This window comes from Neorhizobium galegae, assembly GCF_021391675.1.
GTDB lineage: Bacteria > Pseudomonadota > Alphaproteobacteria > Rhizobiales > Rhizobiaceae > Neorhizobium > Neorhizobium galegae_B.
The window spans coordinates 1,512,786-1,533,348 of the sequence record NZ_CP090095.1 but is presented as its reverse complement, the minus strand read 5'-3'; the positions used below and the strand labels follow the sequence as shown (position 1 = coordinate 1,533,348).

Below are 20,563 nucleotides of genomic sequence, written 5' to 3'. Positions count from 1 at the left end.
AGCGCGCCGGATGGTCCATACCCTCCGGCCGTGCACCCCTGCAGCGGTGCACATCCACGAGATGAGCAAGACCGCCGCAATACTCCATAGTGCGCATTCCCGCGCAGACGACCGCTCCCCTCCCAAGGAATCCGGGATAGCCTACGCGGACGGGAGAGTGCGGTGGAGATGAATTGGCGTCAAGCCCCGAAGGGACAAGACTCTAAGCGGATTTCGCGGAAGAGCGCTTGAACATCAGCGCCAGCACCAGACCGAGGCAGACGATCGTCACCGGCCAGATGATCAGGTTCATGAAGGACCAACCGTAGGCAGTGAACACCTTGCCGGAGGAGAAGGAGGACAGTGCCACCGTGGTGAACAGGATGATGTCGTGAAAACCCTGCACCTTGTCGGCCTCATGCGGGCGATAGCTGGAGGCGACGATCGCGGTCGAGCCGATGAAGGCGAAGTTCCAGCCGATGCCGAGCAGCACCAGCGCGCCCCAAAAATTCCAGAGCTCGATGCCCATATGGGCGATCACCGCGCAGCCCATCAGGATCAGGAGCCCGGCGGCGACGATCTTCTCGACGCCGAAGCGGGAGATCAGCATGCCGGTGAAAAAGCTCGGCGCGAACATGGCGAGCACATGCCACTGGATGCCGAGTGTGGCCATTTCCGACGGAAAGCCGCAGCCGATCACCATGGCAAGCGGCGCGCCGGTCATCATGAAGGTCATCAATGCGTAGGAGGAGATGCCGCAGATCATGCCGGTCAGGAACCGCTGGGTGACAACGATCTCGCCCAGTGAACGTGCCAGCATTGAAGCTGTATGACCGCCGGTCATCTGCGGCAATTTCAGCGGCGCCAGCATCACCAGCGCAATCAGGTAGAGCGGAATGACGGCCACGAAGGCGCCGGCAAACAGGACGGGCGACAGCAGGTCCTTGGTCCAGATCGCAAGCTGCGGTCCAAGCACCGCCGAAACGATGCCGGCCGCAAGGATCCAGGAGATCGCCTTCGGCTTGTAGAACGAGGGCGATGCATCGGCTGCGGCAAACCGGATTTTCTGGGTAAAGCCGTTGCAAAGGCCGATCATCAGCAGGCCGACCGCAAACAGCCAGAAATTCGAATGGAAAAGTGCGATTGCCGCCGTGGCGGCGCCGAGCGCTCCCAGGACCGAGCCCAGCATGAAACTCGCCTTGCGGCCGAGGAACCGGGAGGCGATGGCAACCGCGACGGCACCGGCCGCCATGCCGACGTTGAAACCGGTCAGCGGAGCGGTCGCCAGCGACTTGTCGTCGCCGAGAAGTTGGTAGCCGACGAGACCGCCGAGCGCGAAAACCAGAGGCGGCGCCGAACCGAGGACGGCCTGGGCGCCGGCAAGCAGAGCGACACTGCGCCGGGCGGTGCTCATCTGCGTCTGAAGACCGTCCACCGCGCCGTCCATGCTTGCCCCACCCTGACTTAATCGTTGTTTTTATTTCTTGGCTTCGCCGCGCACCTGCTTGGCGATGCGGTCGAGGACGGCGTTGACGATGCGCGGTTCTTCCTCGCCGAAGAAGGCGTGGGCGATCTCGACATATTCGGTGACGATGACGGCGACCGGCACGTCCTTGCGCTCGAGGATTTCGAACGTACCGGCGCGCAGGATGGCCCGTAGCGTTGAATCGAGACGCGACAGCGGCCAATCTTCCTGCAGAGAGCCGCGGATCAGCGGGTCGATCTTCACCTGGTCGCGCACGACGCCGGCAACGATCGAGCGGAACCAGGAGGCGTCAGCCTTCAGGTAGGTGTCGCCGTCGAGTTCCTGGCCCAGGCGATGAGCCTCATATTCGGCCACGACCTCCAGCACGCCGGTTCCGCCGACATCCATCTGGTAGAGCGCCTGCACGGCCGCCAAGCGGGCTGCACCGCGCTGGTTGGCCGGCTTGACCGGGTGTTCGCCTTCCTTCGCCATCAAATCAACCGCCGTTCATCTTGTCACGCAGCGCGATCATGGTCAGCGCGGCGCGGGCGGCGAAGCCGCCCTTGTCCTTGTCCGAACGGCGGGCGCGCGCCCAGGCCTGTTCGTCGTTCTCGCAGGTGAGGATGCCGTTGCCGATCGCCAGCGATTCCGACACGGCGAGGTCCATCAGCGCGCGCGAGGATTCATTCGAGACGATATCGAAGTGATAGGTCTCGCCGCGGATGACCATGCCGAGCGCGACGAAGCCGTCGTAGTCGGTGCCGCCCTCTTCCGACGCATCGAGCGCCATGGCGATTGCCGGCGGGATTTCGAGCGCACCCGGAACGGTGACCACGTCATAGGTCGCCCCGGCCTCCTTCAGCGCATGGGTCGCGCCATCGAGCAGCGCATCGGACATATCGTCGTAGAAACGCGCCTCGACGACGAGGAGGTGTGGAGCGGTTTCGCGTGACATGATTCACCTTTGTTCAAATCGGCCCAGCATGAGATCGATATCGCCTTCAAAGCGGGCCGATAGTCATATGGGTCTCGGGCAGGTGGCGGTCAAAACACGCTCTGAGGGGAATGGCAAGCAATTTTCGCTGAACGCAGCGATGCGAATCGGGAATACCTGAGCGCGGCGCGATAAAGATCAGTGCCATTCGCACCATGGAGCCCGCCATGACCACCATCCCGACCCTCGAAACCGAACGGCTGATCCTGCGCTCTCACCGACTGGACGAGTTCGAGACCTATGCGGAATTCTGGGCCGAGCCGGACGTGGTTCGCTACATATCCGGTATCCCCTCGTCCCGCGAAAACAGCTGGAGTCGCATGCTGCGCGTCAACGGCATGTGGCAGCTCATGGGTTTCGGTTTCCTGGCAATCGAAGAGAAGACAACCGGGCGCTTTCTCGGGGAAGCCGGTTTCCAGGACATGCGCCGGGAATTTCAACCCTCCATCGAGGGGACGCTTGAGACGGGCTGGGCACTCATCCCGTCCGTGCATGGCCGCGGTTATGCGACCGAGGCGGTGGGTGCAATGATCTCCTGGGGCGAAGCGCATTTCCCCGATCGCCGGATGACCTGCATCATCAGCCCCGAAAATGCCGCCTCGCTCAGGGTCGCATCCAAACTCGGCTTCCGCGAGTTCGCCCGTGCCGACTACCATGGCCCGATCGTGGTGCTGGCGCGCGAAAACTGATCGGCGAGGCGCCGTCAGCTTTTCGCCGGGAATTCCGCGAGCCGTGCAGCGTAACGCGCCATCGTGTCGACTTCGAAATTGACGAAATCGCCCGCCTTGCGGTCGCCCCAGGTGGTGACGGCGAGCGTATGGCGGATCAGCAGAACGTCGAAATCTGCGCCCTCGACGGCGTTGACCGTCAGCGACGTGCCGTCCAGAGCGACCGAACCTTTCGGCGCAACGAACCGGGCAAGCGCTTCGGGTGCCCGAAGACGAATGCGGACCGCCTCACCTTCATGTTCGATGCCCAGAATTTCCGCCTTGCCGTCCACATGGCCGGAGACGATGTGGCCGCCGAGTTCGTCGCCGATCTTTAAAGCACGCTCAAGATTGACGCGCGTGCCCTCGGTCCAGGCAGCAATCGTCGTCAGCCGCAGCGCCTCTTCCCAGGCCTCGACCTCGAACCAGCGCTCGTTGCTGCCCGTGTCCGGCAGCCTGGTGACCGTCAGGCAGACGCCGCCATGGGAGATCGAGGCGCCCATATCGATGGTCTTCGGGTCGTAATTGGTGGCGATCCTGAGCTTGACGCCTTCGTCCATCGGCGTCGTTGCCGCGACCGTGCCGATATCGGTGACAATTCCGGTGAACATCAGAAACCTCTTTCGTATTCGAAACAGCGGTCCGGCCCGAAGCTTTCCTCGCGCACGAACTTAAACCCCGCCGGCATATCGGATGGCGTCAGCGGCGATTCAAGCCCGCCCTCGCCGACAATGCCGGTGCCCTGGAAGAGGAGGACGCGGTCGACGAGGCTTGCGTCGAGGAATGCTTTCGCAACGGTTGCGCCGCCTTCGACCAGCAGCGAGGACATGCCCCGAACCGCAAGGATCGCCAGGAGGATATCGAGCTCGGTGGCGTCCATGATCTCGACGCCGGCGGCTTGGAGGGCGGCGGCCTTCAGGGCCAGTTCGCCCGCTGCCCCCGGAGCCAGATCGCCCCCCTCTGCCCTGCCGGGCATCTCCCCCACGGGTGGGGAGATCGATGGAGCACCCGCTCGCTCCGCCTCAGACGTTGGTGTGGCAGAGGATGCGGCCGAAGATGAACCGGGAGCTTGCGTCTTGCCGATCTCCCCCCTTGTGGGGGAGATGCCCGGCAGGGCAGAGGGGGGTGTTGCCCCAGTCTCCAAGGAAGAAGGCGCAGCCACGACAATCACCGGCACGTCCCGCGCCGTCCGAACCAATGTCGAATCCAGCGGCAGTTCCAGCCGCCGGTCCAGCACGATGCGGATCGGAGAGCGTTTCTCCAGCCCGGGAATGCGTACGGTCAACTCCGGATCATCGGACAGTACCGTGCCAATGCCGACGAGAATCGCATCCGCCTCGGCCCGCCGCCGGTGCACGTCCGCCCGCGCCTCCGGCCCGGTGATCGACACTTCCTCGCCGCGCCGGCCGAGCATGCCGTCGGCGGAAACCGCAAGCTTCAGAGTCACATGCGGGCGGCCTTTCGTCTGGCGCGTGAGGTAGGCGGCAAGCGCACGGCGCCCCTCCTCCTCCATCAACCCCGTCTCGACGGTGATCCCGGCATCGCGCAGGATCGCGATCCCCCGCCCGGAGACACGCGGATCGGGATCGGTCAATGAGATAACGACGCGGGCGACGCCGGCTTCGACCAGCGCATTGGCGCAAGGCGGGGTACGGCCATAGTGCGAGCAGGGTTCGAGCGTGACATAGACGGTCGCTCCCCTCGCCTTTTCCCCGGCGATCTCGAGCGCCTGGGTTTCCGCATGCGGCCGCCCGCCGGGTGCGGTGACGGCGGAGCCGACCACCTCGCCGTCCTGGGCGATCACGCAGCCGACCGAAGGATTGGTGCCCGTCTGACCGGTATGAAGGCGCGACAGGCGCAGCGCCGACGCCATGAACCACCGATCTTCGGCAGCGCTCGTCATGTTACGGCTCGATGCCGGGATCGCGGGCGATCTTGGCGTTGATCTCCTGGATCACCTTTTCGAAATCCTCCGCATGGGAAAAATCGCGATAGACGGAGGCATAGCGCACGAAGGCGACGTCATCGAGGCTCTTCAGAGCTTCGAGCACCTGCAGGCCGATCTCTTCCGAGGAAATCTCGTTCTCGCCGGAGCTTTCGAGCCGACGCACGATGCCCGACACCGCCCGCTCGATGCGGTCATTGTCGACCGGCCGCTTGCGCAGCGCGATCTGGAACGACCTTACCAGCTTGTTGCGGTCGAACGGCACCTTGCGGCCGGTCTTCTTGGTGACCATCAGTTCGCGAAGCTGCACGCGCTCGAACGTCGTGAAGCGGCCGCCGCAATCCGGACAGATACGCCGGCGGCGGATCGAGGTGTAATCCTCCGCCGGACGACTATCCTTGACCTGCGTGTCTTCCGAACCGCAATAGGGGCAGCGCATCGCCTCTCCTTAGGCTTGCAAGGGGGATCGCGAGATGCGGTCCCCGTTGGTACCGGTTGGGATCACATGTAGGGATACATGGGGAAGCGGCCGGTGAGCGCCACGACCTTGTCGCGCACGGCGGCTTCGACGCTTGCATTGCCCTCGTCGGAATTGGCGACCTTCAGGCCGTCGAGAACCTCGATGATGAGATTGCCGATCTCCTTGAATTCCGCTTCCTTGAAGCCGCGTGTCGTGCCGGCCGGGGTGCCGAGGCGGATACCGGAGGTGACGAAGGGCTTTTCCGGGTCGAAGGGAATGCCGTTCTTGTTGGTGGTGATGTAGCCGCGACCGAGGGCGGCCTCGGCGCGCTTGCCGGTTGCGTTCTTCTTGCGCAGGTCGACCAGCATCAGGTGGTTGTCGGTGCCGCCGGAGACGATGTCGAGGCCACCGGCCATTAGCGTTTCGGACAGCGCCTTGGCATTCTTGACGATCTGGGCGGCATAATCCTTGAAGTCCGGCTGCAGCGCTTCGCCAAAGGCGACCGCCTTGGCGGCGATGATGTGCATCAGCGGACCGCCCTGGAGACCGGGGAAGACAGCCGAATTGAACTTCTTGGCCAGTTCCTCGTCATTGGTGAGGATGACGCCGCCGCGCGGACCGCGGAGCGACTTGTGGGTGGTCGTGGTGGCGACATGGCAGTGCGGGAACGGCGACGGATGCTGGCCACCGGCAACCAGACCGGCGATATGGGCCATGTCGACCATCAGATAGGCGCCGACCGAATCGGCGATCTCGCGGAAACGCTTCCAGTCCCAGATGCGGGAATAGGCGGTGCCGCCGGCGATGATCAGTTTCGGCTTGGTTTCTTCCGCCTTGCGGGCGACTTCGTCCATGTCGAGCAGATTGTCGCCTTCGCGCACGCCGTAGGACACGACGTTGAACCATTTGCCGGACATGTTGACCGGCGAACCGTGCGTCAGGTGGCCGCCCGAGTTGAGGTCGAGGCCCATGAAGGTGTCGCCGGGCTGCAGCAGCGCCAGGAATACGGCCTGGTTCATCTGCGAGCCGGAATTCGGCTGGACGTTGACGAAATTGACGCCGAACAGCTTCTTGGCGCGCTCGATGGCGAGTTCCTCGGCGATGTCGACGAACTGGCAGCCGCCGTAGTAACGCTTGCCCGGATAACCCTCGGCATACTTGTTGGTCATGATCGAACCCTGCGCCTCAAGCACGGCGCGGGAAACGATGTTCTCCGAAGCGATCAGCTCGATTTCGTGGCGCTGGCGACCCAGTTCCTTCTCGATCGCGCCAAAGATTTCCGGATCGGATTCTGCGAGCGGGCGGGAGAAGAAGACGTCGGTGTTCGACATGTGCGAGGCTCCTCAAAGGGGTGGGCATTGCAATGTCGCGTCTTAGCCTTACGCCTTGCGCAGAGCAATACGGGGAACGACATTTGCTCGCCGGAAGACGCGGAGATGCTCTTAGAAAACGAAAAAGCCGCACCCTTGGCGGATGCGGCTTCTCATGGACGGAAAAAGAAGCAAATCTTATTGCGGCAGCAGATCGTCGTCGGCAGCGCCGGCCGGCTTTTCGATGCCGGTGGTCGTCTGCAGCGCGAGCTCCTGGTTTCCGTCACGCTCGTAGATGTCGTCGCGGAACTGCACGACGCGGTCCTTCGCCGACCAGGCGGTGATGTAGACGATATAGACCGGCACTTCCACGGCAAGCTTGATCGGGTTGTTCTGGCGCGTCGAGATAACCCGCTCGATCTCCTGGCGCGACCAGCCGGTGGTGTCGCGCAGCAGCCAGCTGATCAGGTCGCGGACGTTCTGAACACGCATGCAGCCCGAGGATTCGAAGCGCATCAGCTTGTTGAACAGGCCCTGCTGGGGCGTGTCGTGCATGTATTCGTTGTTCGGGTTGTGGAAGTTGATCTTCGTCGAGGCCATGGCGTTGATCTTGCCGGGATCCTGCCGGAACATCAGGTTCGGCGCCTTCGGCGCGAACCAGTCGACCGTTTCCGGGGCTACTTCGTTACCCTTGCCGTCGATCAGGCGGATGTTGTTCCGGGTGAGATAAGTCGGATCCTTGCGCATCAGCGGCACGATGTCCTTCTCGACGATCGAGCGCGGCGCAGTCCAATAGGGGTTGAGGATGACCTCGTAGATCTTCGAGTTGATGGCGTGCGTCGGACGGTCGATGCGCCCAACGACGGCATTGGTGCGCAGCGCCACACGGTCGTTCTCCACCGCCTCGATGTAGGCGGCCGGAATATTGACCATGACGTAGCGGGAGCCGAGATCGCCGGACATGGACTGCAGGCGCACCAGATTGGTCCCCAGCTGGCGCAGGCGCACGTCAGCCGATATGTTCATCGCCTTGACGGTAAATTCGCCCATCACGCCGTCGGAGGGCAGGCCGTGGCGGGCCTGGAAACGCTTCACCGCGCCGTCGACATAGCTGTCGAACGAAGAGGACATGCCCGCCTCGCGCGGCAGGTCGCCTGAAATCATCAAGCGCTGGCGCAGCTGCTGCACGGAAGGATCGACGACGCCGAGGCGCAGGCGCTGCTGGCCGGGATTGACCTCGGGCCAGCCGCCGTTGGCGACGATCTGCTGATAGTCCACAATCGCCTGCTGGGTGTTCGCCGGACCGCCGGCGCCGAGCACCGGATTGTTGGAGACGACGTTGACGGCGGTTCTGGAGGCAGCCTTGGCGTCGAACTGGTCGTCCCAGGTGCCGCGGCGAGGCGCATTGATCAGATCGTCCATCGCCGTCTGGGCGAATGCGGGCGCTGCAAGTGCGGCGGCACCGGCAGAGAAGGCCGTGCGAAGCAGGGCACGGCGGGAAAGAGCTTCAGATCCGATCTTCTTCGACATCAATAATACCCATCTGGTCCCGAGCAGCATCAAAGACGCCTACAGGGATATGGTTAAGAACGCGCAAAAAGTTAGCGCAGCCGCAGCCGGGCTTCGTCGTCATCGCAATGTCGTGAAAGCGCGAATTCCCGCCGGCCCGTTGCATCCAGCCGGTCCCATAGCAATATGGCCAATTCGTGTCAGGTACTTGCGCGTCACAAAGCCGTGTTGGCACGTGATTTTTTCAGGCGGCAAATACGCCACACCACCAGACGGCAGGCGATCCCGGGGCGGTCCGGGAGATGGTCGGCGGCGACCTGCCTTTTTTATGAAAACCTACCGAGCGCTCCGGACATGATCCCCTCGCCGAAACGTAAAAGCCGCAAGCCTGGGGCAAGCGGATTGGCTAAAAATCATCCCTCATAAGTGAGGAACTTGAGATTTGAACTGGTACCCGATCGAAGCCCTTGAGCCTGGAAAGCTGGTCGTCCTGCATTTTCGCGATGAGACAGCCCAGCAATGCGTCGGCTATGTCGAACAGGACGGCGTCTGCGGGTGGCCGGAAAAGGTGACGGGCCGCAGACCCGACGGCTGGCTCGACCTCTCCTCGATGTTTGCGGGCATGACGACCGAAATTCGCCGGGCCGCGGCGGCTACGTTATAGGCGAGCATTCCGGCGCAAACGGACATGTCGGAACGTATTTCCGACGCTGATGGCAGAATTCGTCTATCAACCCGGCCCCCATACTGGTACGCACCCAAACATCACCCATTGGAGAGCTACCGTGACCCTGGACGAAAAATACCAAATTATTGTCAATGCTTTCCAGAACAACAAGTTTGGCGTCTCGCCGACCTCCACACGCGGAGCCGTACAGAATTACTGTAAAAAGCACGGTCTCCAGGGCGAAGACTATACGGAGACCCTCGCCGCAGCGATGTCCGCCGGCTTGGTTGCGCAGATGGCAGACTCGGCTCTCACCATCAGAAACGCCGGCCGCGCCCTGCTGGCCCAGCGATAGGCTGGATTTGCCAGGGCTACGCAGCCCGCACGCAAACAAGCGTAACGGCGCGTCTTTCGACACCCCGTTACGCTTTTGCGTAGCACCGCATGACTGGAGGTAATGGAGTGTTTCGCAAGCCCCTGGTGGATTAAAGGCGGTAAAGAATCTGGTCGTTCCAGAAGCGGTCGAGGCGCTGGAGCAGCTTGTTCATCTGAGAGAACTCGCCCTCGCCGATGCCGCCGACCTTTTCGATCGAGCCGATGTGGCGCTCGTAGAGCTTGCCGACGGCCTCGGCGATCTCCTGGCCCTCCGGCGTCAGGCTGATGCGGACCGAGCGGCGGTCGATGCGCGAGCGCTGGTGGTTGATGAAGCCGAGGTCGACCAGCTTCTTGACGTTGTAGGAGACGTTCGAGCCGAGATAGTAACCGCGGGAGCGCAGTTCGCCGGCCGTCAGTTCCGAATTGCCGATGTTGAACAGCAGGAGAGCCTGGACGGCGTTGACGTCGTCGCGACCCTGGCGGTCGAACTCGTCCTTGATCACATCGAGAAGACGGCGGTGCAGGCGTTCGACCAGATGCAGCGACTCCATGTAGAGGACGCGGATGGTTTCTTCATGCGGATCTGCTACTGCCGGTGCCGCCTGCGGCTTCAGTTTCGTGTTCATCATGACTGCCTCATCTGTTTTGTTTGGCGGTGTTTGTTGTGTTCCCGCCTTGAGACAGACACTATCGAATACGCATAAAATTCGACTTAAAACATAGGCTTAACAAGCGCTTAACGCGTTTCCTCGAATTCCGGCCCGCCCTCGCCAACCCAGGATGCGGCCATTCAGATTTAAAATAAATCAATCACTTAGCGGCGAATTCCCAGTCAAATTCGGCCGTCAAAGCTTTAATTTCAAGGTGAATCAATCCTTACCCGCTCCGCCTTGCGGCGCGCCTCGACCCATAAAGAGAGCCGAAATACGACGTAAAGCGCGGCGACGAGGCCGTGCATGAGGGGAACGAGACGGTTGTGTCCGAAGATCTCCGGCCAGACGATATACATCGATATCTGCGAGATTGCGGCGATCGCCCAGAGTACCGGGCCCCAGGAGACGGTGAGCCAGAGGCCGAGCGAGGCAACCGGAAACAGCACGGCAAGCGAAGACGCCGCCACCTTCCAGGGAAGCGCCAGCAGATCGAAGCGGGCCATGCCCTTCAGCGAATAGCCGACCAGCATCGCCCAATATTGCAGGCCGAACCAGAAACAGGCGACCGCGACCAGCCTGAGGAAGACGACGTAGAGAATTTCGGTCAGCGTGCGCTTCGGCACCGTGAGTGAATCGGGTTCCATGCAACTACACTAGCCGCCGCGGTCGCCGACCGCCAGTACCAGCCTGTCGCCTGCACGATCGTTCAAGAGCCCTGCGCCTCGTCCTGATAGGGTTTGCCGCCAATCAAAGGAGAAGACATGACCGATCGGAACTTTTCACATGCCCCGATAAACCTCGCCGAGAAGCTCGCACGGATACCCGACCTCTGGCGGCAGCGCGTCGTCGCCGAAATGAACGACTACCAGTTCAAGCTCGTCCGCATCGAAGGCGATTTCATATGGCACGATCACCCGGAAACGGATGAAGCCTTCATCGTTATAGATGGCCATTTGCGGATCGACTTGCGCGACGGCAGCGTTCACATCGGGCCGGGCGAAATGTTCGTCGTGCCGAAGGGCGTGCAGCACAAGCCGTTCGCCGAAAAGGAAGTGAAGATGATGGTTATCGAGCCGCGTGGCGTTTTGAACACCGGCAACGAGGGCGGCGAACGTACTGCTCAAAACGATCTCTGGATCTAGCCGGGCCTCGACTGCGGCGATCGCTCCCATTCGCAAATGGCGTGCTGCATGATAATGACGCGCGCATGGGAAGAGAAGTTGGAGACTTTGCAATGGACAAGACGCATCTGGTCGACGAGATCACCGGCCACCGCCGCATGCGGCGCAACCGCAAGGCCGACTGGACGCGCAGGCTGGTGCAGGAGAACCGGCTGACGGTGGACGATCTGATCTGGCCGATCTTCATCGTTCCCGGCACCGGCATCGTCGATCCGATCGCCGCCATGCCCGGCGTCAACCGCATGAGCGTCGACAAGGCGGTCGAGGCGGTCAAGGAAGCTGCCGATCTCGGTATTCCGGCGATCGCCACCTTCCCCGATATCGAGATGGACCTGCGCGACGAGACCGGCTCCAACAGCCTGGTCGCCAACAACCTGATCAACCAGGCGACCGCCGCTTTCAAGAAAGCGGTGCCGAATATCGGCATCATCACCGACGTGGCGCTCGACCCGTTCACCAGCCACGGCCATGACGGCATCCTGCGCGACGGCATCATCGTCAACGACGAGACGGTCGACCAGATCGTGCGCGCCGCCGTCATGCAGGCGGATGCCGGCGCCGACATCATCGCGCCGTCGGAAATGATGGACGGCCGCATCGGCGCCATCCGCCGCGGGCTGGATGCGAGCGGCCATCAGGATGTCGGCATCATGTCCTATGCGACGAAGTTCTCGTCCGGTTTCTACGGCCCCTATCGCGAGGCGATCAATACCAGCGGCCTGCTGAAAGGCGACAAGAACAGCTATTACATCTCGCCGGCCAACGGCACCGAAGCGGTGCGGGATGCGGCTCTCGACGTCGAGGAAGGCGCCGACATGCTGATGGTCAAGCCCGGCATCGCCTATCTCGACATCTGCTGGCGCATCAAGGAAGCGTTCGGCCTGCCCGTCTTCGCCTACCAGGTCTCCGGCGAATACACGCAGATCAAGGCCGCCGCGATGAACGGCTGGATCGACGGCGAACGGGTCATGATGGAGACGCTGCTCTGCTTCAAGCGCGCCGGCTGCGACGGCATTCTTTCGTATTTTGCGGTGGAAGCGGCGAAGAAGCTGGCGAAGGGGTAGCAGGCTTACTGGCCGACAGACTGGAATATCAGGCCGGTGAGCTTGTGGGCGTGATAGGTTTGATAGAATTCGTCCGATACGATGATTTCGAGTTGAAGGGGAGGCTCTCCTTCCAAGCGGAATACGTATGCATCGGTCTGGAAGTTGGATTTCAAAAAGATCTTTCGGAGGTTTACACCTGATCCAGCGGAAAGAGTACAATCCGTCAAATCTTCGTCCTCGCCAAATCGCTGGAATCGGCTGCGAGTGCGATCAAAAGCATCAAGCTTGCGATTGACAATGCAAATAACATAGGGACGCTTCCCGATATTGACGTCAAAGCATCGAGCTGATGGCTCTATGAGAGGTCGCAGAATTTCAAAAACTTCCCTTTCAGGCGTCAAAATTCCAGGCCGCCAAGCAGTGAAGCTTCCCAGAACTCTGTTTTCCCGTTTGCCTCTGCGCATAAACCGCAGCTTCAGGCTTTCAGGGTCGAGCTCAAATCCTTCTCGGAGCAATTGAGGGGAATGAAGAATTTCGCCATCGCTTATTGGCGTTTTATAGTCGGCGAAGTTACCTGTGGCGCGCCAAAACTTATCCAATGATCACTCCAACATTTTTTTAGTGGCTATCTTTTAAGCGCTTCACTTTCCTCATGACTATCGCCTGAACCGCTTGATTGATCGCGTCCCCAGTCATCAACTGTTTTGCCCTGTTTGTCGTAAGATACCAACTCCCTCCCAATTTGCTCCAATTCTCTTCGCAAATCTTCTTCTTCAGAGTACGGGGAAAGCCTTGAAAGTACAGCTGACGAATATGAAGTGGTGTGCCTTCCACCTCGCGCATGCTCCGATAGTCCGACGCCATTGCTGGTGGAATTTATACTGATCCCGGACTTATTTAGTAAGGCAACAGCATCTCTAGCCGCGGGATCACTCTTCTCTACAATGTGATGCGCTGCCTGTTTTTGCCCCGAATCCAATTTCCCCGTCTCCACGAGGCTTGATCGAAATTGAGACTGTTGCTGACGTGGATGTTGTCCTTGTGCAAGGACATTGTCTTTTGAAATTTCAATGGCTCTTTCACGCGGGACCCCATTGGCTAGCAGTGCTCGCACCTCCCCCCAATCCGGCTCGACACTGCTCCTGCCTGACATTAGGTGGCCAGCTTGGGTCGCAAAACCTGCGATAACCGTGGCCGCCGACGTGATCGCTAAACACGCACCGCTACCTACGCATCCCATTGCAAATGGAGCAAAGAACAGATGTCCATTTGGATCGCTTTTATTGATCGGATCATTGTCCGCGTAAGCGTATCGATTTGTGCCGACACCCTCATTTGTCGGATTCCAATCATCGGGCTGAATGAACCGTGCATCGGCTGATGAGACCGTTGAAACAACCGCAAGAACCGCGATAAGAAGGAGACTAATGAGCTGAATTACGTCGATATTTTTAAGTTTGGTCATTAGGGCCTCAATTAAAATAATATCTATCATGAAAAGGAAAATGCGATTGCATCTTATACGCGATTCGCATTTCATTTTCACGCGACGTCTTCTTATACATTCCGCAGTTGAAGCGCCGCACTTCTAATCCCATATCCGTAACCAGAAACAGGAGATGATGAAACGATGAGCCTCGACCCGAACCCAGCCTATGCCGCACCGGACGATTGGCGCGCCTATAGCGGCGTTCTTTCGCGGCGGGTGTTCGCCTTCATCATCGACTACGTGATCGTGCTGCTTTTGTGCATTCCGGCCGCGGTCGTGGTGTTCTTCCTCGGCATCATCACGCTCGGCCTAGGCTTCATGCTCTATCCGGCCCTGTTCGTGATTGTCGCCCTTCTTTATTTCGGGATGACGCTCGGCGGCTCGGCGCAAGCTTCGCCCGGCATGCGCGCCATGGGGCTCGCCATGGTGCGGCTCGACGGCCGGCGGATGGATTTCCTGACCGCCATGGCCCACACGGTGATCTTCTGGATCATCAACTCGGTGCTGACGCCGCTGATTCTGCTCGCCGGCCTGTTCATCGAGCGTTCGCGCCTCGTGCACGACCTGCTGCTCGGCACCGTCGTGGTGCGTACGTCGTAACGATTACGCTACTGGCCGAAAGTTTATGGCATTAGCAGGCTGCCTGTCGCAGCATATGGTTGACGTTTCGCTTTTATGCGCCATGGTATGACATTTACGATCCTGAAGACCGGACTGCCACGACGCAATGAACACGCAGGCAACGCCCTCACCGCAGTTCTACCTGACGGCCCCGGCAGTTTGTCCCTATCTCCCGGGTGAAATGGAGCGAAAGGTCTTCACTCACCTGGTAGGCCCTCGCGCCGCCGAGATGAACGACCTACTGACCCAGGGCGGTTTCCGCCGTTCGCAGAACATCGCCTACCGGCCGGCCTGCGAATCATGCCGCGCATGCATTTCCGTGCGCATCCTCGCTCACGAATTCGAGCCCGTGCGTTCGATGAAACGGGTTCTCGTCACCAATCGCGACGTGATCGCAACGGTCTATCCCGCACAGCCCTCCACGGAACAGTTCTCGCTCTTCCGCCGCTATCTCGACGACCGCCATCAGCGGGGCGGCATGTCGGACATGTCGGCGCTCGACTATGCGATCATGGTCGAGGACACGCATGTCAACACCCGCATCATCGAGTACCGCCGCCGCGAGCCGGGCTCCGGCATCAGCGTCGAGCCGAAGGGCGAACTGCTGGCCGTCGCGCTCACCGACATGATGAGCGACGGCCTGTCGATGGTCTATTCCTTCTTCAATCCGGAATATGAAAAGCGCTCGCTCGGGACGTTCATGATCCTCGACCACATCGCCCGGACCAGGTCGCTCGGCCTGCCGCATGTCTATCTCGGTTACTGGGTGAAGGGTTCGGCGAAGATGGGTTACAAGACCCGCTTCCAGCCGCAGGAACACCTGACCCCGCGCGGCTGGGAAATCTTCGATCCCGCCACGGACATCTGAAATCATCCGATGAACGATCATAAAAAGGGCCTTGTGCTCACCGCCATCGGCGGCCTTGCGCTCTCCTTCGACGTGCCGCTCGTCCGTCTCGGGCATGGCGAGATGTGGTCGACGGTCGCGCTGCGCAGCACGGCGACCTTCGCCGCCGCCATCATCCTGTGGCTGCTCGTCCGGCGCTTCGGATCGACCCGTCCGGCGCTGATCCCCGGAAAAGCGGGGTTTGCCGCCGGGTTCTGCTACGGCATTTCGACGATCGCCTTCCTCGGCGCCGTCTTCAACACGGCGACCGCCAACGTCGTCTTCATCGTTGCCTTCACGCCCATGTATGCCGCCATTCTCGGCTGGCTGGTCCTCAAGGAACGCCCCTCGCCTTCGACGCTCGTCACCATGCTGGTGATGTTTTTCGGCGTCGGCCTGATTGTTTCGGGCGGGCTTGCCGGCGGCCATATCCTCGGCGACATCCTGGCGGCAACGGCCTCGTTCCTGCTGGCCTTAGCGATCACGCTCAGCCGGGCTGCGCGCATCGACATGGGTTTCGTGCCGCTGGTCGCCACCATCATTCCGGCGACGATCGGGCTTTCCTTCGTCGCCAGCAACGGCTTTTCGGTCGCGGACCCCGTCTGGGTGGTGTTCGACGGCGCGATCATGATGCCACTTGCCTTCTGGTGCCTGGCGACCGGCCCGAAATATCTCTCCGGCCCCGAGGTCGGCATGTTCTACCTGCTCGAAACCATCCTCGCACCGATCTGGGTCTGGCTGATCTTTGCCGAAATCCCCTCCGCCCGCACCCTGCTCGGCGGCTCGATCCTCGTGCTGGCGCTGATCGGCTATTCGGCCTGGCAGATGCGGCGGGTGGAGAGGATGCGGGCCAGGGCGGCGGCGTGATTCGAACATTGTAAACGTCACCAATCGGCGTTATAACACCGTTGCAACGAGCAGGAGTTCGAGCAATGAACGTAATTATTCGCAAGATTGGCAACTCCGAAGGCATCATCATTCCGAAGGATGTCTTGGATCGCATGGGCTTGAAAGCTGGCGATAATCTCGAATTGCGTGAGGATAACGGAAATATCGCGCTCGTACCCGAGCAGGCCGATCTGGCAGAACAGCTGAAAGCCGCTCGTTTGGGCATGCAAAAATACCGGGTTGCCCTCAGAGAGCTTGCGAAGTGAAAGCCATAAAATGGCTCTCACGGCAAGCTATTGAGATCATCCATCAAGAGCAACTGGCTGAACACGGCGGCCTGCCCGGCCTTAAGGACGAAAACGCCCTTGAGGCGGCACTTGCGCGCCCACTTCACAAGCATGCTTATGGAGAGGAGGACGCCCTCCGGCTCGCCGCCGCATATCTTTACGGCTTTGCACGCAACCATCCTTTCTCGGATGGCAATAAGCGCACGGCCTATCTATCCGCCTTCACGTTCTTGCTTATCAACGGACATATGATCGAAGCCGAACAGGCCGAAATCATCGAGTTCGTCCTCGCGGTCGCTGCCGGCGAGATCGACGAGGAAGGTGCGACGCGCTTCCTGCGCGATCACACCATTCCCCTCACCTGATCACCCCGCGAACTTCCCGCTCCGCGGAAAGCCCTTCGGAACGGCGCGGCCGGCGGTGGCGCGGTCGGTGATCCATTCAAGCAGTTCGTCCTTGTTGCGGGTGAACGAGCGGCCGGCGCTGTCTTCCCAGGAAAGGCCGTCGGCCATGGTGAAGCAGCGGATGTCGGAAATGCCGCCATCCTTGTAGCGCTGCAGGCGCACGCCCTTGCCGCGGGTCATTTCCGGCAGCTGGGTGAGCGGGAAGACCAGCAGCTTGCGGTTCTCGCCGACGACCGCAACGTGATCGCCCGAGACCGGCACGACCAGCTTGGTCTCGTCGGGCATCGCGACATTCATGATCTGCTTGCCCTTGCGGGTATTGGCGATCATCTCGCTCTCGGCGACGATAAAGCCGTTGCCGGCGGTGGAGGCGACGATCAGCTTGCGCTGCGGATCGTGGACGAAGGCGGTCAGGATGTCCTGGTCGTTCTCCATATCGACGATGATGCGGATCGGCTCGCCATGGCCGCGGCCGCCCGGCAGCTTGTCGGCGCCGAGCGTATAGACCTTGCCGCCCGTCGTGACGAGCAGCAGCTTGTCGGTCGTCTGGGCGGTGAAGGCGATCTTCGGCCCGTCGCCCTCCTTGAAGGTGAGCGTCGAGGTGTCCGAAATGTGGCCCTTCAGCGCACGAATCCAGCCCTTCTGCGAGACGACGACGGTGATCGGTTCCTTCTCGATCATCGACTGGTTGATCGCCTCGATATCGGCATCCGGCGCGTCGGCGAAGGTCGTCAGGCGCGCATAGGGCTTTCCACGGCCCTTGGCGAAGTTCTTGCGGACGTCCTGGATCTCGTGCTCGATCACCCGCCACTGCTTGTCCTCGGAAGCGAGCAGCGTTTCGATATCCGCCTTTTCCTTGGTGAGGTTCTCATGTTCGGTGCGGATTTCGAATTCTTCGAGCTTGCGCAAGGCGCGAAGCCGCATGTTGAGGATCGCCTCGACCTGGATGTCGGAGAGCGACCAGCGCTCCATCATCACAGACTTCGGTTCGTCCTCCTCGCGGATGATGCGGATCACCTCGTCGATATTGAGGTAGGCGATCAGCAGGCCGCCGAGGATTTCCAGGCGCCGGTCGATCGCCGCCAGGCGGAAACGCGAGCGGCGGACCAGCACGTCGCGGCGATGCGCCAGCCATTCCAGCAGCACTTCGTTGAGCGCCATCACCTTGGGCACCCGGCCCATGGAGAGCACGTTCATGTTGAGCGGCAGACGGGTTTCCAGCTCGGACAGCTTGAACAGCGATTCCATCAGCAGGGTCGCATCGACCGTGCGGCTCTTCGGCACCAGCACGACGCGCACGTCTTCGGCCGATTCGTCGCGCACGTCTTCGAGAAGCGGCAGTTTGCGGGCGAGCAGCAGTTCGGCGATCTTTTCGATCAGGCGCGATTTCTGCACCTGGAACGGAATTTCGGTGACGACTATCTGGTAGCCGCCGCGGCCGAGATCCTCGATGATCCAGCGGGCACGCACGCGAAAACCGCCGCGGCCGGTCTTGTAGGCCTCGACGATCGACTCTCGGCTGTCGATGATGATGCCGCCGGTCGGCAGATCGGGGCCTTCGATGCCGCCCTTGGCCGGCTCGGCCGGATCCGCCATCAGGTCTTCGATGGTCGCGGCCGGGTTCTTAATCAGGTGCAGCGCCGCGTCGCAGAGTTCGTGGACATTGTGCGGCGGGATCGACGTCGCCATGCCGACCGCAATGCCCGACGTGCCGTTGGCCAGCAGGTTCGGGAAGGCGCCGGGCAAGACGACCGGTTCCGAATTCGATTCGTCGTAGGTATCGCGGAAATCCACCGCGTCCTGGTCGATGCCTTCGAGCAGCAGTTCGGAAACCGCCGTCATCTTCGATTCGGTGTAACGCATCGCGGCAGGGCTATCGCCGTCGATATTGCCGAAATTGCCCTGGCCGTTGACGAGCGGATAACGCTGGGAGAAATCCTGTGCAAGGCGCGCCAGCGCATCGTAGATCGACTGGTCGCCGTGCGGATGGAAGTTACCCATCACTTCGCCGACGATCTTGGCGCATTTGCGGAAGGCGGCGTTGGGGCGCAGACCCATCTCGCTCATCGCGTAGACAATGCGGCGGTGGACGGGTTTCAGGCCGTCGCGCACGTCCGGCAGCGCCCGGTGCATGATGGTGGAAAGCGCATAGGCGAGGTAGCGCTCTTCGAGCGCTGCTTTCAGATCGACCGGCAGGATGTTGTCGCCGCCGTCGCCGCCGGGTGGTGTCAGATTTTTTCCCATGGGCCTTGACTAGCGGAAAGCCCGATTCTCGGCAAGAAAGTCCGGGCGACAGCCTGTGGATGAAGGCTTTTCCCAAGCGGAAATCAGCGTTTGGTTTACCCTGAATCGTCAGCCGCAATTTTGACGAAAGGAATGTGGAACACAGCCATAAACCTTTTACCCGGCTTGCCTATAAGGTGCCGCGAACAAGCAGACCGAACTATCGCCAAACCCTAACGATCGCGGGCCGGATCATTGCCCGCCAGGAGGAACTTCGATGCAATACTCCACCAAGGCCCGACTGCTGCTCGCCGGCGTAGCGCTTTCGACTTTCGCCGGCCCGGCATTCGCGCTCGACGGCAACGATCTCGTCGCCAAGATCAACAGCGCGCTCTCGATCCAGGGCGGCGCCGGTTTCTCGGCCGAGAAGGCCACCGTCAGCGGGTCGGACGTCACGCTCACCAATGCCAAGTTCCTGGTCCAGGCCGGCAAGCAGAGCCTGCCGCTCGGCACCGTCAAGTTCGAGGGCGTCGAAGAGGATAATGGCGGCTATACGGTCGAGACGGTCACCTTCGACAACGTCAACGCCACCCAGGACAAGACCGTATTCACCGCCTCGGACATCTCGATCAGCGGCCTTACCGTGCCGGCCAATGCGACCGGCGACAGCCTTGATGCGGTCCTGCTCTATGATGAAGCCCATGTCGGCAAGATAGCGGCCACCGTCGACAGCAAGCCGGCCTTCTCGGTCGACGAGGTGAACGTCACGACGGAGGTCGCCGACGACAATTCCTCCATCGGCTTCGACCTCCAGGCCAACGGCATCAAGAGCGACCTCAGCCTCGTCGACGACGCGCAGGCCAAGGACACGCTGCAGCAGCTCGGCATCACCTCGCTTGACGGCAAGATCGCCATGTCCGGCGCCTGGACCCTCAAGGACGGCACGCTGGATATCGACGAATACGCTCTCGATTTCGCCAAGGTCGGCCGCCTCAACCTCGCCTTCAGCATGTCCGGCTACACGCTCGACTTCATCAAGTCGGCGAACGAGACCGCCAAGGCGATGGAAGCCAATCCGAACAAGGAAGAAGCCCAGCAGGCCGCAGGCCTTGCCATGCTCGGCCTGATGCAGCGCCTCACCTTCAACAGCGCCGAGATCCGCTTCGAGGATGCCGGCATCACCAAGAAGGCGCTCGACTATGCCGGCAAGAGCCAGGGCACCACGGGCGAAGCCATGGCGCAGATGCTGAAGGGCATGACGCCGCTGATGCTGGCGCAGTACAACGTGCCGGAACTGCAGAACATGGTGAGCGCTGCCGTCAACACCTATCTCGACAAGCCGGGCAGCTTGACGATCAGCGCGGAACCGGCCAATGCCGTGCCCTTCCCGATGATCATGGGTGCCGCCATGGGCGCCCCAAACACGCTGCCAAACGTTCTCGGCGTCAAGGTCACCGCCAACGACTGAGGCCGC

The 20,563-nt window shown here is 61.1% G+C and carries 24 protein-coding genes; 11 read left to right on the top strand and 13 right to left on the bottom strand.

Annotated elements, in window-relative coordinates; all coding sequences use genetic code 11:
* Positions 1–202 precede the first annotated feature (202 nt).
* The 3 genes from LZK81_RS07675 to ribH are packed head-to-tail and all read right to left on the bottom strand — an operon-like array spanning position 203 to position 2,399.
* Entirely contained in the window at positions 203–1,426 is a 1,224-nt protein-coding gene (locus tag LZK81_RS07675) for an MFS transporter (protein ID WP_233955697.1), read from the bottom strand.
* Between the two features lie 30 nt (positions 1,427–1,456).
* The gene (gene nusB, locus LZK81_RS07670) at positions 1,457–1,936 is read right to left on the bottom strand and encodes a transcription antitermination factor NusB (protein WP_046605562.1); all 480 of its coding nucleotides are present in this window, start codon (positions 1,934–1,936) and stop codon (positions 1,457–1,459) included.
* A gap of 4 nt (positions 1,937–1,940) precedes the next feature.
* Positions 1,941–2,399: a 6,7-dimethyl-8-ribityllumazine synthase gene (gene ribH / locus LZK81_RS07665; RefSeq protein WP_046605563.1), complete on the bottom strand. Its 459-nt coding sequence runs from the start codon at positions 2,397–2,399 to the stop codon at positions 1,941–1,943.
* Positions 2,400–2,605: 206 nt separating this feature from the next.
* Here ribH and LZK81_RS07660 point away from each other — a divergent pair, with 206 nt between their 5' ends.
* Positions 2,606–3,127: a GNAT family N-acetyltransferase gene (locus LZK81_RS07660; RefSeq protein ID WP_046605736.1), complete on the top strand. Its 522-nt coding sequence runs from the start codon at positions 2,606–2,608 to the stop codon at positions 3,125–3,127.
* Between the two features lie 14 nt (positions 3,128–3,141).
* On the opposite strand, the gene LZK81_RS07655 is transcribed toward LZK81_RS07660, so the two are convergent.
* From LZK81_RS07655 to LZK81_RS07635, 5 genes are all read right to left on the bottom strand, one after another.
* Positions 3,142–3,756, bottom strand: a complete 615-nt coding sequence (locus tag LZK81_RS07655; protein WP_046605564.1) for a riboflavin synthase — start codon at positions 3,754–3,756, stop codon at positions 3,142–3,144.
* A complete protein-coding gene (gene ribD, locus LZK81_RS07650; RefSeq protein WP_046605565.1) occupies positions 3,756–5,048 on the bottom strand; it encodes a bifunctional diaminohydroxyphosphoribosylaminopyrimidine deaminase/5-amino-6-(5-phosphoribosylamino)uracil reductase RibD in 1,293 nt (430 codons plus the stop codon). The genes LZK81_RS07655 and ribD overlap by 1 nt, the downstream gene beginning before the upstream one ends.
* 1 nt (position 5,049) lies before the next feature.
* A complete protein-coding gene (gene nrdR, locus LZK81_RS07645) occupies positions 5,050–5,529 on the bottom strand; it encodes a transcriptional regulator NrdR (RefSeq protein WP_007771094.1) in 480 nt (159 codons plus the stop codon).
* 62 nt (positions 5,530–5,591) lie between these two features.
* On the bottom strand, positions 5,592–6,881 hold the full coding sequence (glyA, locus tag LZK81_RS07640; protein WP_046605566.1) for a serine hydroxymethyltransferase: 1,290 nt from the start codon (positions 6,879–6,881) through the stop codon (positions 5,592–5,594).
* Between the two features lie 177 nt (positions 6,882–7,058).
* The gene (locus LZK81_RS07635; protein WP_046605567.1) at positions 7,059–8,390 is read right to left on the bottom strand and encodes a L,D-transpeptidase family protein; all 1,332 of its coding nucleotides are present in this window, start codon (positions 8,388–8,390) and stop codon (positions 7,059–7,061) included.
* Between the two features lie 421 nt (positions 8,391–8,811).
* On the opposite strand from LZK81_RS07635, the gene LZK81_RS07630 reads away from it, so the two are divergent.
* A complete protein-coding gene (locus LZK81_RS07630; RefSeq protein ID WP_046605568.1) occupies positions 8,812–9,033 on the top strand; it encodes a hypothetical protein in 222 nt (73 codons plus the stop codon).
* Between the two features lie 121 nt (positions 9,034–9,154).
* A complete protein-coding gene (locus LZK81_RS07625; protein WP_037080668.1) occupies positions 9,155–9,391 on the top strand; it encodes a hypothetical protein in 237 nt (78 codons plus the stop codon).
* 130 nt (positions 9,392–9,521) lie between these two features.
* Here LZK81_RS07625 and ldtR read toward each other — a convergent pair whose 3' ends face one another.
* Positions 9,522–10,037 carry a transcriptional regulator LdtR gene (gene ldtR, locus LZK81_RS07620; RefSeq protein WP_046605737.1) on the bottom strand — a complete coding sequence of 172 codons (516 nt, stop codon included), beginning with the start codon at positions 10,035–10,037 and terminating at the stop codon, positions 9,522–9,524.
* A gap of 233 nt (positions 10,038–10,270) precedes the next feature.
* Positions 10,271–10,708 carry a DUF6163 family protein gene (locus LZK81_RS07615; RefSeq protein WP_046605570.1) on the bottom strand — a complete coding sequence of 146 codons (438 nt, stop codon included), beginning with the start codon at positions 10,706–10,708 and terminating at the stop codon, positions 10,271–10,273.
* A 117-nt stretch (positions 10,709–10,825) separates the two neighbouring features.
* On the opposite strand from LZK81_RS07615, the gene LZK81_RS07610 reads away from it, so the two are divergent.
* Both LZK81_RS07610 and hemB read left to right on the top strand, forming a co-directional pair.
* Entirely contained in the window at positions 10,826–11,206 is a 381-nt protein-coding gene (locus LZK81_RS07610; protein ID WP_046624328.1) for a cupin domain-containing protein, read from the top strand.
* Positions 11,207–11,298: 92 nt separating this feature from the next.
* A complete protein-coding gene (hemB, locus tag LZK81_RS07605; protein ID WP_233955695.1) occupies positions 11,299–12,309 on the top strand; it encodes a porphobilinogen synthase in 1,011 nt (336 codons plus the stop codon).
* A 5-nt stretch (positions 12,310–12,314) separates the two neighbouring features.
* Here hemB and LZK81_RS07600 read toward each other — a convergent pair whose 3' ends face one another.
* Both LZK81_RS07600 and LZK81_RS07595 read right to left on the bottom strand, forming a co-directional pair.
* Entirely contained in the window at positions 12,315–12,890 is a 576-nt protein-coding gene (locus LZK81_RS07600) for an imm11 family protein (protein WP_233955694.1), read from the bottom strand.
* Between the two features lie 26 nt (positions 12,891–12,916).
* A complete protein-coding gene (locus LZK81_RS07595) occupies positions 12,917–13,831 on the bottom strand; it encodes an AHH domain-containing protein (protein WP_233956501.1) in 915 nt (304 codons plus the stop codon).
* Between the two features lie 90 nt (positions 13,832–13,921).
* Here LZK81_RS07595 and LZK81_RS07590 point away from each other — a divergent pair, with 90 nt between their 5' ends.
* The 5 genes from LZK81_RS07590 (at position 13,922) to LZK81_RS07570 (ending at position 16,827) form a co-directional block, all read left to right on the top strand.
* Positions 13,922–14,380, top strand: a complete 459-nt coding sequence (locus LZK81_RS07590) for an RDD family protein (protein ID WP_046605573.1) — start codon at positions 13,922–13,924, stop codon at positions 14,378–14,380.
* 127 nt (positions 14,381–14,507) lie between these two features.
* Complete coding sequence (locus tag LZK81_RS07585) at positions 14,508–15,269, top strand: arginyltransferase (protein WP_233955693.1); 762 nt, start codon at positions 14,508–14,510, stop codon at positions 15,267–15,269.
* A 9-nt stretch (positions 15,270–15,278) separates the two neighbouring features.
* Complete coding sequence (locus tag LZK81_RS07580) at positions 15,279–16,154, top strand: DMT family transporter (RefSeq protein WP_233955692.1); 876 nt, start codon at positions 15,279–15,281, stop codon at positions 16,152–16,154.
* 65 nt (positions 16,155–16,219) lie between these two features.
* Positions 16,220–16,441 carry an AbrB/MazE/SpoVT family DNA-binding domain-containing protein gene (locus tag LZK81_RS07575; RefSeq protein ID WP_046605575.1) on the top strand — a complete coding sequence of 74 codons (222 nt, stop codon included), beginning with the start codon at positions 16,220–16,222 and terminating at the stop codon, positions 16,439–16,441.
* Entirely contained in the window at positions 16,438–16,827 is a 390-nt protein-coding gene (locus LZK81_RS07570) for a type II toxin-antitoxin system death-on-curing family toxin (RefSeq protein ID WP_233955691.1), read from the top strand. Before LZK81_RS07575 ends, LZK81_RS07570 begins: the two co-directional genes overlap by 4 nt.
* Here LZK81_RS07570 and parC read toward each other — a convergent pair whose 3' ends face one another.
* Positions 16,828–19,110 carry a DNA topoisomerase IV subunit A gene (gene parC / locus LZK81_RS07565; protein WP_233955690.1) on the bottom strand — a complete coding sequence of 761 codons (2,283 nt, stop codon included), beginning with the start codon at positions 19,108–19,110 and terminating at the stop codon, positions 16,828–16,830.
* A gap of 256 nt (positions 19,111–19,366) precedes the next feature.
* Between parC and LZK81_RS07560 the strand changes: the two genes are divergently transcribed.
* On the top strand, positions 19,367–20,557 hold the full coding sequence (locus tag LZK81_RS07560) for a hypothetical protein (protein WP_046609888.1): 1,191 nt from the start codon (positions 19,367–19,369) through the stop codon (positions 20,555–20,557).
* Positions 20,558–20,563: the final 6 nt, after the last annotated feature.